This window comes from Alicyclobacillus vulcanalis (assembly GCF_900156755.1).
Taxonomy (GTDB): domain Bacteria; phylum Bacillota; class Bacilli; order Alicyclobacillales; family Alicyclobacillaceae; genus Alicyclobacillus; species Alicyclobacillus vulcanalis.
The window spans coordinates 165,017-179,570 of record NZ_FTOO01000004.1 but is presented as its reverse complement, the minus strand read 5'-3'; the positions used below and the strand labels follow the sequence as shown (position 1 = coordinate 179,570).

Below are 14,554 nucleotides of genomic sequence, written 5' to 3'. Positions count from 1 at the left end.
CTTCCAAATGGCTGGAGGTGTTGCGATGCGCGCGCTGAAGGTGACGACCGACGCTGAGCTCAGGGACTGCTTGTCCATCCGAAGGAAGGTCTTTATTGAGGAGCAGAACGTCCCGGAAGAGCTGGAAATGGACGAATTTGACGCACTCGGGCAGGCCGTGCATGTGCTTCTGTACGATGAGGACGGATCGCCCGTCGCGACGGCGCGGTTTCGCCCGTATCGCCCCGGAGAGCAAAGGGTGGCCAAAGTGCAGCGCGTGGCCGTCTTGTCGGACGCCCGGGGGCGAGGGTTGGGCAAGCGCGTCATGGAAGCCGTGGAGGCACTTGCGCGCGAGGAGGGATTCTCCGAGATTGTGCTCGACGCGCAGCTGCACGCCGAGCCGTTCTACCTCAAGCTCGGGTATCGGCGCGCGTCGGACGACGTGTTTGAAGACGCAGGCATTCTGCACGTTCGCATGCAAAAGGAGCTGGGATGAGGCCGGCCGCCCGGCCCATTCGCCTCATCCGTTGCAGCGCGCGAGGATGAGACGACCAAGCCGCGGCGTCACGTGAGCCGGCGGACGACGTCCAGGTGTTCGGGGAACCGATCCGCGACTTCTTCTTGCGAGATGAGCTCGAAGTCGCGAAAGTCGAACCCGGGCGTCACCATGCAGCCCACCAGAGAGAACCCGGCCTGTGCACCCGGCAGCAGCTCGGCGCCGAAAATCGTCCCGGCAGGAACCAACAGTTGGGGTTCGCGGTCGGGCGCGTCCGGCAGGCCGAGCTGTTTGACTTCGTAGTGACCATTTGGGTGAAACAAGTGCACCGCGAGCGGCCGACCGTGGTGGAAGTACCAGAGTTCGTCGGAGCGAAGCCGGTGCAGTCGGGACACGTCGCCTTCCGGCAGGAGGAAGTAGATGCTCGTGGCGGTGCGCCGCGGCCCCCCGTACGCGGTCAAGGTGGCCGGATCGCTCAGATAACGGGGAGAATGGTAGATTTCGCAGTAGTATCCGCCTTCGGGATGGGGCGCAAGCTGAAGGCGTTCAATCCATCGCAGGGTCTCGGGGTTCATGAAAAGCCTCCTTTCTCCGACGCTCCTCATCCGCCAGATTTGAATCGATGGCGATGATTTGGCACGATAGAGGACGTTGAACTCCATCGATTATCGCACAGATGTCATACTGGGAGAAGGACAGGTGCTGTGCTGTGAAACCCATTGATGTGCAAGAGGTGCAGGCGGCGCTCAACCGCTTCGTAGGCGATGAGGTGTATTTACACCTCGAGACCACCAATGGCGCGTACGCTGCGCATCGATTCGGACAGCCGATGGCGGTGTGCGCCTACATTCGAAACGGCCGCGTGCGATTCGAGCGAGCGGCCATCGCGGGCCAACGGCCGTACCGCGTCGGTCTCAAGATGAAGAACGGCTGGATTTACGCGGAGGGGCTCACGGACTACGAGGTGGACGACCAGGGCAGGCTGCTTCTGGCTGGCCATGACGAGGAAGGCAGGCTGGCCGTCGCCCTTCAGCTTTCACGCACTCCCTGGCCCATGAGCGCGATCGAGGAGGAGGCGTGATCGATGGCACAGGTCGAGAAGACGCGTCACTTGCTGCTCGTGTATCCGCATCCCGACGACGAGTCGTTCGGCAAGGCCGGGACGGTCATCCTGTTTACGCGTGCGGGCACGCCCGCCACGCTCATCTGCGGCACGCTCGGGGAGCTCGGACGCAATATGGGCAACCCCCCCATCGCCAACCGCGAGACCCTGCCGAAAATTCGCCGCAAGGAGCTCGAGCAGGCGTGCCAGGTGCTCGGCATTGGGGATTTGCGGCTGCTCGGGCTCCGAGATAAGACCGTGGAATTTGAGGATCCAGAGCGCATTGCGGATCGCATCGAGGCTGTCATCCGCGAGGTGAAGCCGTCGATTCTCATGACGTACTACCCAGGCCTCGGTGTCCATCCCGATCACGACGCCATGTCCCACGCCGCCGTCCTGGCCGTGAAGCGGCTGCCCAAGGAGGAGCGGCCCGTCATCTGGGGATCCGCCGTTGTGCACGAGCCCGAAAAAATCCTCGGCGAACCCGACTTCGTCATCGACGTCTCGAGCGTCCTCGAAGAGAAGTTGGCGGCGATGAAGGCCCATCGATCGCAGTTCGCGGGCATCTTCGCCCGCGTCGAGGAGGCGATCGCGGCCGGCGGGGAAGCGCGCGACGAGGTCATGCGGCTGCTGGCCACGGAGCGGTACTGGATTTACCGAATCGACGATTGAGGAGGATCGGCATGGTCCGCGTCCTGTTTGTGTGTCTCGGGAACATCTGCAGGTCTCCCATGGCGGAGGCGGTCTTCCGCGATATGGTGCGCAAGGCGGGCCTCGCGGATCAAATCGAGGTGGATTCGGCCGGCATCGGCGACTGGCATGTCGGCGATCCACCTCACCGGGGAACGCGCCAGGTCTTGGACCAAAACGGGATTGCCTACGACGGCATTGTGAGCCGCCAGATCCGCCCCGAGGATATCGAGCGGTTCGACTACATCGTCGCCATGGACGAGTCCAACATGCGAGGTTTGGAGCGGCTGGGGGCGAAGCGGTCAGACCGAGTCTTTCGCCTGCTCGATCTCGTCCCGGACGAGCCGGACGAGGTTCCAGATCCTTATTACGACGGCCGCTTCGATGAGGTGTACCGCCTGGTGTGCCTGGGCTGCGAGGCCCTGCTTCGCCGGATCCAGGCCGATCTGGCGAAGGCGTGATCGCGCTCGTCGAGGAAGGGTGGAACGAGGAAACGTGCGGGCTCGGCGATGCCGGACCCGCACGTTTTTTGTCGGCACCGGCTGGCTCGGATTCGCATACACATGGGCGAACGGCAGAATCGGGTGGAGGACTTGACATGGCGACCATTCAGCGAAACCATCTTCGGCGCGTGCGAACCGCGTTTCTGTCCGGGGCGTATCCAGACGGCCCAATGACGGGGCGCGTGCTCGCCGCCGTTCGACTGCCGCGAGGCGGCAGCTACCAGGTATGGATTGGCTGTGGAGATGAGGTCGGCGCATGGGCGCGCCGCGTCCGCGGGAAGTTCGGCGGCACGGCGGCCGTCGGCACTTGGGTGGGGGAGAGAGAGTTTGAGGTGATCGTGGAGCGCTGGCGTCCCATCTCGCCCGCGGGGCAGCGCATGGACGGCAAGCGCGCCGTGGGCCTGGCCCGCCCGCTGATCTCGGCGATGGCCGTCGCGGATCGGTACTTCCTCGTGACCACGCCCGGTGCGCTGGAAGCCGAGATCGTCGTGCGGGATACGAGCGGTGAGCGCTGGTCAGCGGGCACATGGCGCGATTACCTTGTCAGGCAGTCACGCCATCAACGTCATAAAAACTAACATGTACAAAGAAAATTCTTCGTTCATGTAATGTATCTTGACAAAAATGCTTGATCCAGTGCCCGCGTTGCTTTACGCTACAGACAACAGGGCACGCCCTGGTCCGCATTCTTTCGCGGAGGGTCGATCTCGATGGAACCGCCATTTGAAACGGTCATCTTCACTCAGGCGGATGAGGCGAAGAATGAGTTGATGATGCGGGAGCTCAAGGAAGCGGTGGAACGGAGCCAAATCCGCGTCGTCGACATCCGGCGGTATCGGGATCAGCTGATCGTCACCTTTCGCCGGCTCTCGTCCTGAGACGGACGGGAGCCGCCCCGGCCCACGCGCCGGTCGCTTCAGGCTGTCCACGCCACTCCTTCTCTTGGGCGGATCGATGAGATCCGCTCTTTTTTTGCCTTCTGCGTTTGGCCAGCAACCGTCGAGGTGGATGGGGCTTGTCGATCCACGAACCGGCACAAACCGCGTGGCGTGCGCCGATCGATGGGAGTTGGTGTGCGGGATCAGGTGTCAAAACTACGGACAACTGGATCTTTCCAGAGCCGTGCGAGTGTTCTTTGGTAGAATGAGAGTGGGACAAATCACCGTTCCCAAGCAGGGCTGGCCGAGGGCTCGATGCCGGATGCCCGTGAACGATTCGATAGTTGTTTCGGCGCCACGGGGACTTAAGCGCGTCCAGATGGTTGTCGCCTGAGACAAAAGGGGCGAGCACCGATCATGCCATCTGAGGCGCGCCGTGTGGCGGAGGCCTGGAGGACCTGCTACAGGAATGAAGATCGAGTTTACACTCGACACATCAGTCAAGGGTAAAATTGTAATCGAAATACACGAAGAGTTAGGAAGCCATCCTTTTCATTTTGTCAGATAACGGGGTGAAATCATGCGTGGGACCGTTAAGAAATGGCTTCTTGAAGAAGGTTACGGGTGGATTTCTGTGGACAATGAGGATGATGTTTGGGTGCATTACAGCGACTTGTCCCTAGATTTAAATCGCTTCCCAAATGGTTTTAGATATCTCAAGGAAGGTCAGAAGGTGGAATTTGATTTGCTGTTAAACCCCAGAAGTCAAGAACAAAGGAGAAAAGCAATTCACGTAGTCATTATAGATGAATGAAAACAAAGAGGGCTTATCCCGACGTCGACACTTGGTCATACAACCGACTGGGGCTCTCCTGTGAAAACTCGACGCGAATACGACGCTCTTGCGAAGTGGTCTTCGTCCAGGCGAGCAGTATAATGAAGGCGGAAAGGGGCGAACGCCGTGGAAGAAATCCGAACGAGCGAACAATATCGGGACGCGGTGAAATCTGGGCGCGTGGTCGCAGAATTCTACGCGACTTGGTGTCCGGACTGCCGCCGCATTGAGCCATATCTTGGGGAATGGGAAGAAAAATATCGCGGCCAGTTCACGATGGTGCGTGTGAATCGAGACGAGGTCCCGGACTTGGCGGAGGAACTTCAGATTCTCGGTATTCCCACCTTCCTCGTCTACGAAGAGGGCCGAGAAGTGAAGCGGCTCTTCAGCCGCGACGCGAAGTCCAAGGAGCAGGTGGAAAACTTCTTGGACCAGGCGTATGCCTGAAGGCTCACCGCGGCCGCAGGTGGGTTCCGCCCATGCGGCCGTTCGCGTCAGGGGAGGGCGTAAAGCTATGACGTCGTTGCATCACTTCTTTCACCCCAAGGTGGTTGCTGTTGTGGGCGCGTCGAGGAACAAAGATCGACTCGGCCACGTCCTGTTTCGCCACATTTTGAACAGCGATTTTCGCGGGACGGTCTACCCGGTCAATCCGTCCGCGCAATCGGTGGCCGCGGTGCGCGCCTACCCTAGCCTGCGCGACGTGCCAGAACCGGTCGATCTTGCGGTGTTGGTGGTGCCTGCAACCCAGGTTTTGTCGGTGATCGACGACGTCATCGCGGCGGGCATCAAGCACGTCATGATTTTATCCTCCGGGTTTTCCGATATGGACAAACCGGGAGAGGAGTTGGAACGGGAGATTTCCGAGAAACTTCGGGCGGCTGGATGTCGGCTGATTGGCCCCAACAGCCTGGGACTCATTCAGATGGACAGCCAAACGCGGCTCAATGCGAGCTTCGCACCGAAGGTTCCGGATTACGGGAACGTCGCCATCGCCTCGCATTCCGGTGCCCTTGGGATTACGATTCTGGATTACGCGGCCTACATTGGCCTGGGTGTCGCGAGTTTCGTCAGCCTCGGAAACCGAGCGGACGTCTCGGGCAATGACCTTCTCCAGTATTGGGGCGACGATGCGGCTATTGAGATGATTCTGCTGTATCTTGAGTCGTTCGGGAATCCGCGCAACTTCTCCCGGTTGGCGCGTCGCATTACGCGGCAAAAGCCGATTCTCGCGGTCAAAAGCGCCAGGACGCCCGTGGGCCACGATGTCGCCAACTCCCGCACGGTGTCCGTTGCCGCCGAGGACGCAACCGTCGAGGCGATGTTCCAGCAGGCTGGCGTGATACGCGTGGACACGCTCCAGGAGTTGTTTGACGTGGCGGTCCTCCTCAAGGCGGGGCAGACGCGCGGTGGGCGGCGGGTGGCCGTCGTCACCAACACTGCCGGAGGCGCGGTCATGACGGTGGATCGCATTGTGCGCGAGGGCCTCGAGTTTGTCGGCCCCGTCATCAACGTGGGCTTTGAGACGCTCGCCGAGAGCTACCGCGAGGTGCTGCCGCAGGTTTTGCGAGACCCCAGTGTGGACTCGGTCATCGTGCTGTTCACCCCCGTGGGCCCGTCCAACGAAGAGGCTGTGCGGGTCGCCATCTCCGCCGCGCTGTGCGAAGTGGCGAACGATCCGCCCGCGCCTGGTGTTCGCCATCCCTATGACAAGCCGGTGGTCGCCAACTTTCTTACGACAGGGGACTACCGCGTGCGCATGCTCGAGGTCGATTCGGAGCGACAGATTCCGATTTACCCGTTTCCTGAGCAGGCCGTCCGGGCGCTGGCGAAAGTCGTCGCGTACCACGAGTACCGCGAGAAGGATCCGGGGGTCATTCCGTTTGTGGACGGGATCGACACGGACCTCGCCCGAACTCGGATGTTCCAGGAGATCTCGGCCACGTCGTATCGAGGCGAGGAAGAGGTGCAGGGTCTTGTGGCGCTCGAATGGCCGGCTGTGCGCGAGGTCTTGGCGGCCATTGGTTTGAGCGCCGCGGATGAGCCGAATGAACAGGCGGAGGAGCAGGCGAGCTTCAACATCGTCGTGGAGACCGATCCGCTGTTTGGCCCACTTTTGCGGCTGTATCTCTCGTCGGAGGAGCGCGGAGCCGCGGCGCTGAGGCGATCCGCAAAGACCCTCCCCGCCGTCCGCCTCTTGCCCTTGACGGATGCGGACGCGAGAGAACTTTGGAGTGACGCGCTGGTCAACAGCGGATCGTCCCGGATGAAACCGCACGAAGATATCGTCATGGACGCGATGATCCGCATGTCCCAGTGGGTCGAGGACGTCCCGGAGATCGCGGAGGCCGATCTCTATTTCGTAATTGCGGGGGACGAGGCCGTCTGCGTGGCCGGGCGTGTGGAAGTTGCGCGGCGCAACGGGTAACATAGCTTGCAAGAGGGGAGGCCTTACCATGGAACAAACGAGGCTCATCATCTTGGGAACCGGTCCAGCTGGCTACACGGCCGCCATCTACGCGGCGCGCGCGAATCTCGAGCCGCTTGTGTTCGAGGGCGATCAGGCGGGTGGTCAGCTCACGTTGACGACCGAGGTGGAAAACTTCCCGGGCTTTCCGGATGGCGTCATGGGGCCGGAACTGATGGAAGCCATGAAGAAGCAGGCGGAGAAGTTCGGCGCGAAGTTCCGACCGGGCTTGGCGACGGAAGTCGATCTGTCGCAGCGCCCCTTTCGGGTCGTGATCGATAAGGAACACGAATATCGCGCGGAAGCGCTGATTGTGGCCACAGGAGCTTCGGCGAAGTTGCTGGGGATTGAGGGCGAGAGTGAGATGATTGGCCGAGGCGTGTCCACCTGCGCGACGTGCGACGGCTTTTTCTTCCGAAACAAGCGCGTGGTTGTGGTGGGCGGCGGTGACTCGGCGATGGAGGAAGCTACGTTTCTCACGAAGTTCGCGTCTGAGGTCACGATTGTGCACCGCCGAAACGAGTTCCGCGCCTCGAAGATCATGCAGGAGCGGGCGAAGGCGAATCCGAAGATCCGCTTTGTGATGAATGTGCAGTCGAAGCGGGTGTTGTCGGATGGAAACAAGGTGACGGGGCTCGAGGTGGTGGACAACGAGACGGGCGAGACCAAGGTGCTCGAGGCGGATGGCGTATTTATCGCCATTGGCCACAAGCCAAACACAGATTTTCTGCGCGGTCAGCTGGAACTCGATGACATAGGTTACATTGTGACGAAGGGCCAAACGTCGGAGACGAGCGTCGAGGGCGTGTTCGCCTGCGGAGACGTGATGGATTCGAGGTATCGTCAGGCGATCACGGCGGCGGGATCGGGCTGCAAAGCGGCGATGGATGCGGAGAAGTTCTTGGAGGGCCAGGCGGCGCACGACTGGTCGGTGTCCCTCAACGCGTGACGGGATGGCTCGCGCGTTCGACCTCCTGTCGCTGAGATGGTCGGCTGCATGGTGATGGGACGGCTGGCGCATACTTCAGGCGAAACACCCATTTTCATGAGGGAGTGACGCCTTGATGCAGCCGATGCAACCGATGTACGGTGGCCAGGGCCAAGGCCAGGGGATGGGCTACAACGCGCAGGTCTATCAGCAGATGCGCCAGTTCGCCACGCCGGCCGAGACGGTTCACCAGCACATGCAGCAGGACGCCCAGTACGCACAGCCTTCGTACGGCTACGCGCCCATGGGAACCATGGGCATGGGGCACAGCATGCTGAGCCAGTTTGGGACGAATCCGCAGATGGTGCGTCAGCACATTCAACAGGACCTGCAGTCGTACGGCGGTCCGTCCGCGGGGCCCTCGTATGCGGGCGCGCACGACATGACGTACGCGCAAGGTTACGGGGCGTACGGGGCGCCGCAGGCGCACGCCATTTCGATGCAGGGGCGCCAGGCCTACCAACAGCAGGCACAGGGCCAGGGATATGGCATGTCCCAGATGCCGTATCAAGGCCCGAACGGAATGGGCGGATCGCACGGCTATCATGCGCCGTATGCATCGGGCCCCTATGGCCAGATGATGCACATGCAGACTGCGCAGGCTCCCTACGGCTATGGCATGCAGGGACAGGCTTCGCGCGGGGCATTCCCGCAGTACGGTACGGATCCGCAGGTGGTGCGCCAGCACATCCAACAGGACTTGGGCTATTACGGAGCGATGCAGTAACCCGCTGCGGCGGATTTCGGTTGGCATCGCGCAAGGGCCAGTCGCCAAAACAAAGGCGGCTGGCCCTTTGTGCACGATGTTCCGCCCGTGGACCTGGGGGCTTAGCCTTCCAGGGCGGAGGAGATGACCTCGACGAGTGTGTCTGCGGACTGCGCCTCACGCAAGGCGACCACGAATTCGTCGTGCATCAGCTTGCGCGCGAGTTGTGAAAGCAGGCGAAGGTGATCGCTGTGGGCGCCCTCGGGCACAAGAATGAGAAAGACCATGTCCACCGGACCACCGTCCAAGCTGTTCCAATCCACGGGCTTGGCGAGTTTTGCGAACAGGAGCGCAGCTCGCCGAATGGCAGACGATTTCCCGTGCGGGATGGCAATGCCCTTGCCGAAGCCTGTCGTTCCTTCGCGTTCTCGCTCTTCCACCGCCTGAATCGCGCGCTTCACGTCCTCCACGTACCCTGCCTCGCTTGCCAACTCCACCATGCGTCGGATGACGTCGCTCTGCGTGGTCACGGATTCATCCAAAAAGCACACGTCGTTCTGCGTCAGAATGGCCATTGGGTGTTCCCTCTCCTTCCTCGTGCACTCAGGCAGCGATCACGTCCGCACTGTCCGCCATTCGGCTCGCGAAGCTGCCGCCCAAGCGTTTTCATCTGACCTCGGAACGCCGATTGACAATCTCCATGCTACACCATAAAATGATCGCAATCAATCATATTCAAGCAAATATGAGCGCGCAAACGTGAAGGATACCAGCGCGCGACGGATGGCAGCACGATAGGCGCGCAGGGCCCCGGCACCGCGCGAGCGTGCGGCGCGTTCCGCTGGACACGCGGGGGTGACGCAAGTGTTTGCCGATGAACGAAAGGCGCGCATCGCGCAGCATGTGCTTGCTCACAAGCGAGCAACGGTGAGCGAACTCGCGCAGATGTTTGAGGCATCCGAATCGACCATTCGCAGGGATTTGCAGGAGCTCGAGGAACAGGGCGTATTGCACCGGACGCATGGCGGAGCGGTCGCCAAAGAGGTGGCCGCGTTCGAGCCGACCTGGAGCGAAAAGCGCATCCAGAATCAGGAGGCGAAGACGAGGATTGCAGCCTGTGCGCTCGAGCTCGTGCGACCGGGTCAGGTCGTTCTTCTGGACGCAGGCACGACCACCTTCGAAATCGCTCGGCAGTGGCGCCACGAGGACGTGACGCTGGTCACGAACAGCCTGGACATCGCTGCTGAACTGAGCACTCACAGAGGCGTGGAGTTGGTGGTGCTGGGCGGGCAGTTTCGCGCCAAAACCGGCGCGTTCGTGGGGCCGTTTGCGGAACGGATGTTGGCGGAACTGCACGTCGACCTCGCGTTCCTCGGGGCCAACGGCGTGGACTTTCAAGGGATCACGACGCCCAACCCGCAAGAGGCGGCCATCAAGCGCGCCATGGTGGCGAGCGCCGACCGGGCGATCTTAGTGGCGGACCGGTCGAAGTTAAATCAGACCGCGTTTGTGCGCGTCGCGACCTGGGACGAGATCGACGCGTGGGTGTGCGATGGCCCTTTGCCGCAGGGCGAGTGGCGCGCCTGGCAGGCGGAGACGAGGGTCGAAGTGATGTGGCAGGGCGCGAACAGGGGGTGATTCAATGGCATCGCCGGTGGAGGCGTCACGCCGTCCGGATCTGCCGGACATTGTGACGGTGACCGCGAATCCGGCCATTGACGTGTACGTGCGGGCGGAGGTGCTCACGCCTGGGGCGCTGCACCGAACGGACGAGCAAATCATGGTGCCAGGAGGGAAAGGGCTGAACGTCTCACGCGCCCTCGAGGCCATGGGGCGGCCGAGCCTGGCGCTCGGCTTTGCGGGCGGCATGCGCGGGCGTTGGCTCGCGTCTGCGCTACCTGAATGGGCGCAGTGGGTGCCCATCGAGGGCGAGACGAGGCTGAATCTCAAGATTCTCGAACGCGACGGCCGCCTGACGGAACTCAACGGTCCCTCTCCGGAAATTGACGAGGCGTGCTGGGAAAGGCTCACCGACGAGATCGTCCGCGCCGTGCGGCCGGGCACGTGGGTCGTGATCGCCGGCAATCTGCCCGCGGGCTGCCCGGAGGACGGCTACCGCCGCTGGATGGAGGCGGCCACCGGGCGCGGCGCCAAGGTCGCCTTGGACGCGAGCGGCCAAGCGCTGCGCCTCGCAGTGGAGGCGCGGCCTGCGTTGGTGAAGCCCAACCTGGCGGAGCTCGCGGAGTGGGCGGGCGAACCCATCACATGCCTGGAGGACGTGGCTCGGCACGCGCGGCGCATGGCAGAGCTCGCGTCATGCGTTGTCGTCTCCCTCGGCCCCGAGGGGGCGATCGCGGCGACCCAAGCGGGCATGTGGCGCGCCCGCGTGCCCAGGGTGAAGGTGGTTTCGCCCGTCGGCGCCGGGGACAGCCTCGTCGCCGCGATGGTGCACGCGCTGTCGAGCGGGATAGAGATGCCGGATGCCCTCGCCTTTGCGTGTGCCGCGGCCACCTACAAGGTGCAGCTATCGCCGGGTGAATTTCCAACCCAGAGACAAGTCGAGGCGCTTCAAGCGCAAGTTCACATCGAGGCGTGGAGGGATGTGTTGTGGCCAAGTTCGTAGCCGTGACCGCGTGCCCGACGGGCATCGCGCACACCTTTATGGCGCAAGAGGCGCTCTTACAGGCGGGGAAGAAGCTGGGGCACGACGTGCGCGTCGAGACCCAAGGTGCGCTCGGCGCAGAGGATACCCTGAGCGAAGCGGAGATCCGCGAGGCGGACGCCGTCATCATCGCGGCTGACAAGCAGGTCGATCTCGACAGGTTTGCGGGAAAGCGCTTGTTGCAGACGTCTGTGAGCGCCGCCATTAAGGAACCCGAGAAGTTGCTCGAGGACGCGCTCGCGGCGCCTGCGTTTCAACCCGCGTCGCAGGGCGCGCTGGACGAGATTCAGGCCGCGAAACAAGCGCGCAATCAAGGTACACCGGCCGTCTATCGGCATCTGATGAACGGCGTGTCCCATATGCTGCCCCTCGTCATCGCCGGCGGCATTTTCATCGCGCTGTCGACCGCCATTGACCTCAATGACCAATCGTCTCTGGCGCAGGCGTTTGACAACATCGGCGGCGGGTCTGCCTTCAAGCTGTTTGTCCCCATCCTCGCCGCATTCATCGCCCAGTCCATCGCCGATCGTGCCGCATTCGCCGCCGGCCTGGTGGGCGGCTGGATTGGCACGCAGGGCACGATGTACCACGCGGGGCCGAACGCCAGCGCGGGTTATCTGGGGGGGATCATCGCGGGCTTTGTGGCGGGGTACGTCACGCTCGCGCTCAAGCGATGGATCCGCGTGCCGAGATCGCTCGAAGGTATCAAGACGGTCCTCATTCTTCCGGTTCTCTCGGTCGGCATCGTCGGCCTCCTCATGATTTACGTGCTCGGACACCCGGTGGCCGCGCTGATGAGCGCCCTCTCGACGGGACTCATGCACATCGGGGCCAGCGCTTCCCTGGGCCTCGGGGCGCTGCTCGGCCTCATGATGGCGTTTGATATGGGCGGCCCGTTCAACAAGGTAGCGTATTTCTTCGCCGTCGGTCTCTTGGCGACCAAGACGCCGGAAGCCGAGATGATCATGGCGGCCGTCATGGGCGCGGGCATGGTCCCGCCGTTGGCCATGGCGATCTCGGCCTTCTTGGCGCCGCGCAAGTATTCGCTCGAAGAGCGGGATGCCGCGAAGGCAGCGGTGATTCTCGGGGCGTGCTTCATCACGGAAGGCGCGATCCCGTTTGCGACGCGAGATCCGCTGCGCGTCATTCCGTCCATCATGGTGGGCTCTGCGGTGACTGGGGCGCTATGCATGTTGTTTCACGTGACGAACCCGGCGCCCCACGGAGGGATCTTCGTCTTCCCGCTCATCGGGCATTGGTACTTGTTCATCGTGGCCATTCTGGTCGGTGCGGCGGTGGGCGCCGCCATGGTGACCCTGCTCAAGCGAGACGCGGTGGGGCAGGCGGCGTAAGAGCTTCGGGCGGCGCCACCTGCGCGCGGTCGGCCAGGGATGTCTACGCGGCGTGTCTCTACGCGGTGTCGCCTGTCTGCCGTCGGTAGCATTGGACGGCGGCGCGGCTCGTGCGTCGCCTGAAGCCTCGACGATGCAGGCCTCGTTTGCCGGCTCAGGAGCACGTCGCGGCTCCCCGAATTCCATAGATCCGCTGTGCGACGGCGACTCGCCCTTGTTCGGGGCGGGTCGCACGCGCGTTGATGGCCGTCACATCATCGGCCGGTGCGTATCCCGATTCGATCACACCCCGATCCCGTCACGTCGTGGTCCCATCCGAACGCATCCCGCGATGCTTCGGCGGGCGAGACAAGCGGCGGGCGAGACAAGCGGCGGGCGAGACAAGCGGCGGGCGAGACAAGCGCGCGCGGCTATGGCACAATAGCTCTGAGACGACGACGGGATGGGGGACGGCCAAGTGGACGTCATGACGGGTACGGCATGGGATTGGGCTCAAGCCATTCGAAGCGGCGAAGCCTCGTCGCAAGAGGTGGTGGCGCTCCACCTCGAGCAGATAGCGGCGCACAACGTCGAAGGCATGGGCGTCCGCGCCGTGATCGAGCTGAATCCAGAGGCGCTCTTGGAGGCTGAAGCGCGGGATCGGGAGCGGGACCAAGGCTTCCTTCGTGGCCCGCTCCACGGGGTGCCGGTTCTGGTGAAGGACAACCTCGATACGGCGGGACCGATGCAGACGACGGCCGGATCGCTCGCGCTCGAGGGACATCTGGCGAAAGAGGATGCCGAAGTGGTGCGCAGGCTGCGCGCGGCAGGCGCCGTGATCATCGGCAAGGCGAACCTCACGGAGTGGGCGAATTTCCTGAGCGATCACATGCCCAACGGGTATTCCTCGCGCGGAGGTCAGACGCTGAATCCGTACGGGCCGGGGAAGTTTGATGTCGGGGGATCGAGCTCAGGTTCGGGCGCGGGCGTGGCGGCCGGGTTTGCGCCGGTGGCGATTGGGACGGAAACGAGCGGTTCCATTCTCAGCCCATCGAGCGCGAATAGCCTCGTGGGGCTGAAGCCGACGCTCGGGCTGGTGAGCCGTCGCGGCATCATTCCCATCGCCATGAGTCAGGATACCGCCGGGCCGATGACGCGCACCGTGGCGGATGCGGCGCTCCTGATGTCCGTCATTGCGGGTCCGGCCGCGGGCGACGTTGCGACGCAGGGCGTTCGATGGCCCGCACAGGCCGAGTGGCTCGACCTTCGCCGCGGGGCACTGAGAGGCGCGCGCATCGGCTTGCCCACGGCCTACCTCGATGGCGTCCCGGAGGATGAGCGGCGCGTGTTCGATCGCGCCCTCGCCGAGCTCCGCGACCTGGGCGCCGAGGTGATCGAGTGTGAACTGCCGAAGCTCGATTTTGATTACGAGGTGTTGATTGCCGAATTTCCGGCGGCTTTGAACGCGTACCTAGCGACGGTGGAGCCATGGCTTCCCGTTCATTCGCTCGCGGACGTGATGGCGTTCAACGCCCGAAATGCCGATCGCGCCCTCCGCTACGGCCAGGCGATCTTCGAGCGCGCGCAGGCCGCGGCCCATCGCCGCCTGGCGGACGGATCGTACATTCGCGCGCGCCTGCGGGACCTGCGCCAGTCTCGAGCGGAGGGGATCGATCGCACCCTTCAGGCGCACGCGCTCGACGCCCTGGCGTTCGTCAATTACTACGGTTGTGCCATCGCGGCGAAGGCCGGCTATCCGTCGGTCACCGTGCCGGCGGGGTACACGGGCGAGGGCAAGCCGGTTGGGCTCACCCTCACGGGGACCGCATTCAGCGACGTGCGGCTCTTGCAACTGGCGTACGACTACGAACAGGCGACGCACCATCGGCGTCCGCCGCAGATGTGAGGGGGCTCTGA

General features: G+C 63.1%; 17 protein-coding genes. 15 read left to right on the top strand and 2 right to left on the bottom strand.

Annotation, left to right across the window (positions count from 1 at the left end; all coding sequences use genetic code 11):
• Positions 1–25 precede the first annotated feature (25 nt).
• Entirely contained in the window at positions 26–475 is a 450-nt protein-coding gene (locus BW934_RS06590) for a GNAT family N-acetyltransferase (RefSeq protein ID WP_076346345.1), read from the top strand.
• Between the two features lie 68 nt (positions 476–543).
• On the opposite strand, the gene BW934_RS06585 is transcribed toward BW934_RS06590, so the two are convergent.
• The gene (locus BW934_RS06585; RefSeq protein WP_076346343.1) at positions 544–1,050 is read right to left on the bottom strand and encodes a cupin domain-containing protein; all 507 of its coding nucleotides are present in this window, start codon (positions 1,048–1,050) and stop codon (positions 544–546) included.
• Between the two features lie 134 nt (positions 1,051–1,184).
• Between BW934_RS06585 and BW934_RS06580 the strand changes: the two genes are divergently transcribed.
• The 10 genes from BW934_RS06580 (at position 1,185) to BW934_RS06540 (ending at position 8,665) form a co-directional block, all read left to right on the top strand.
• Entirely contained in the window at positions 1,185–1,556 is a 372-nt protein-coding gene (locus tag BW934_RS06580) for a YojF family protein (protein WP_076346341.1), read from the top strand.
• Positions 1,557–1,559: 3 nt separating this feature from the next.
• Positions 1,560–2,249 (top strand): bacillithiol biosynthesis deacetylase BshB2, encoded by a 690-nt coding sequence (gene bshB2 / locus BW934_RS06575; protein ID WP_076346339.1) that lies wholly within the window; start codon positions 1,560–1,562, stop codon positions 2,247–2,249.
• Positions 2,250–2,260: 11 nt separating this feature from the next.
• Positions 2,261–2,728, top strand: coding sequence for a low molecular weight protein-tyrosine-phosphatase (locus tag BW934_RS06570; protein WP_076346337.1), 468 nt, complete (start codon positions 2,261–2,263; stop codon positions 2,726–2,728).
• A gap of 137 nt (positions 2,729–2,865) precedes the next feature.
• On the top strand, positions 2,866–3,348 hold the full coding sequence (locus BW934_RS06565) for a hypothetical protein (protein WP_076346335.1): 483 nt from the start codon (positions 2,866–2,868) through the stop codon (positions 3,346–3,348).
• A gap of 132 nt (positions 3,349–3,480) precedes the next feature.
• Positions 3,481–3,648 (top strand): hypothetical protein, encoded by a 168-nt coding sequence (locus tag BW934_RS15070; protein ID WP_200805724.1) that lies wholly within the window; start codon positions 3,481–3,483, stop codon positions 3,646–3,648.
• Between the two features lie 580 nt (positions 3,649–4,228).
• Entirely contained in the window at positions 4,229–4,462 is a 234-nt protein-coding gene (locus BW934_RS06560) for a cold shock domain-containing protein (protein WP_076346333.1), read from the top strand.
• Positions 4,463–4,609: 147 nt separating this feature from the next.
• A complete protein-coding gene (locus BW934_RS06555; RefSeq protein WP_076346331.1) occupies positions 4,610–4,930 on the top strand; it encodes a thioredoxin family protein in 321 nt (106 codons plus the stop codon).
• Positions 4,931–4,997: 67 nt separating this feature from the next.
• A complete protein-coding gene (locus BW934_RS06550; protein WP_076346329.1) occupies positions 4,998–6,911 on the top strand; it encodes an acetate--CoA ligase family protein in 1,914 nt (637 codons plus the stop codon).
• Positions 6,912–6,939: 28 nt separating this feature from the next.
• Positions 6,940–7,899: a thioredoxin-disulfide reductase gene (gene trxB, locus BW934_RS06545; RefSeq protein ID WP_076346327.1), complete on the top strand. Its 960-nt coding sequence runs from the start codon at positions 6,940–6,942 to the stop codon at positions 7,897–7,899.
• 115 nt (positions 7,900–8,014) lie between these two features.
• Positions 8,015–8,665, top strand: coding sequence for a hypothetical protein (locus BW934_RS06540; protein ID WP_076346325.1), 651 nt, complete (start codon positions 8,015–8,017; stop codon positions 8,663–8,665).
• A 101-nt stretch (positions 8,666–8,766) separates the two neighbouring features.
• On the opposite strand, the gene BW934_RS06535 is transcribed toward BW934_RS06540, so the two are convergent.
• On the bottom strand, positions 8,767–9,219 hold the full coding sequence (locus BW934_RS06535; protein ID WP_076346323.1) for a PTS sugar transporter subunit IIA: 453 nt from the start codon (positions 9,217–9,219) through the stop codon (positions 8,767–8,769).
• A gap of 280 nt (positions 9,220–9,499) precedes the next feature.
• On the opposite strand from BW934_RS06535, the gene BW934_RS06530 reads away from it, so the two are divergent.
• The 4 genes from BW934_RS06530 to BW934_RS06515 all read left to right on the top strand — a co-directional run bounded on the left by BW934_RS06530 (position 9,500) and on the right by BW934_RS06515 (position 14,543).
• A complete protein-coding gene (locus BW934_RS06530) occupies positions 9,500–10,282 on the top strand; it encodes a DeoR/GlpR family DNA-binding transcription regulator (RefSeq protein WP_234969643.1) in 783 nt (260 codons plus the stop codon).
• 4 nt (positions 10,283–10,286) lie between these two features.
• Positions 10,287–11,267 carry a 1-phosphofructokinase family hexose kinase gene (locus tag BW934_RS06525; RefSeq protein WP_234969641.1) on the top strand — a complete coding sequence of 327 codons (981 nt, stop codon included), beginning with the start codon at positions 10,287–10,289 and terminating at the stop codon, positions 11,265–11,267.
• The gene (locus BW934_RS06520) at positions 11,252–12,658 is read left to right on the top strand and encodes a PTS fructose transporter subunit IIC (protein ID WP_076346319.1); all 1,407 of its coding nucleotides are present in this window, start codon (positions 11,252–11,254) and stop codon (positions 12,656–12,658) included. The genes BW934_RS06525 and BW934_RS06520 overlap by 16 nt, the downstream gene beginning before the upstream one ends.
• A 466-nt stretch (positions 12,659–13,124) precedes the next feature.
• On the top strand, positions 13,125–14,543 hold the full coding sequence (locus tag BW934_RS06515; protein WP_234969654.1) for an amidase family protein: 1,419 nt from the start codon (positions 13,125–13,127) through the stop codon (positions 14,541–14,543).
• The last annotated feature ends 11 nt before the right edge of the window (positions 14,544–14,554 follow it).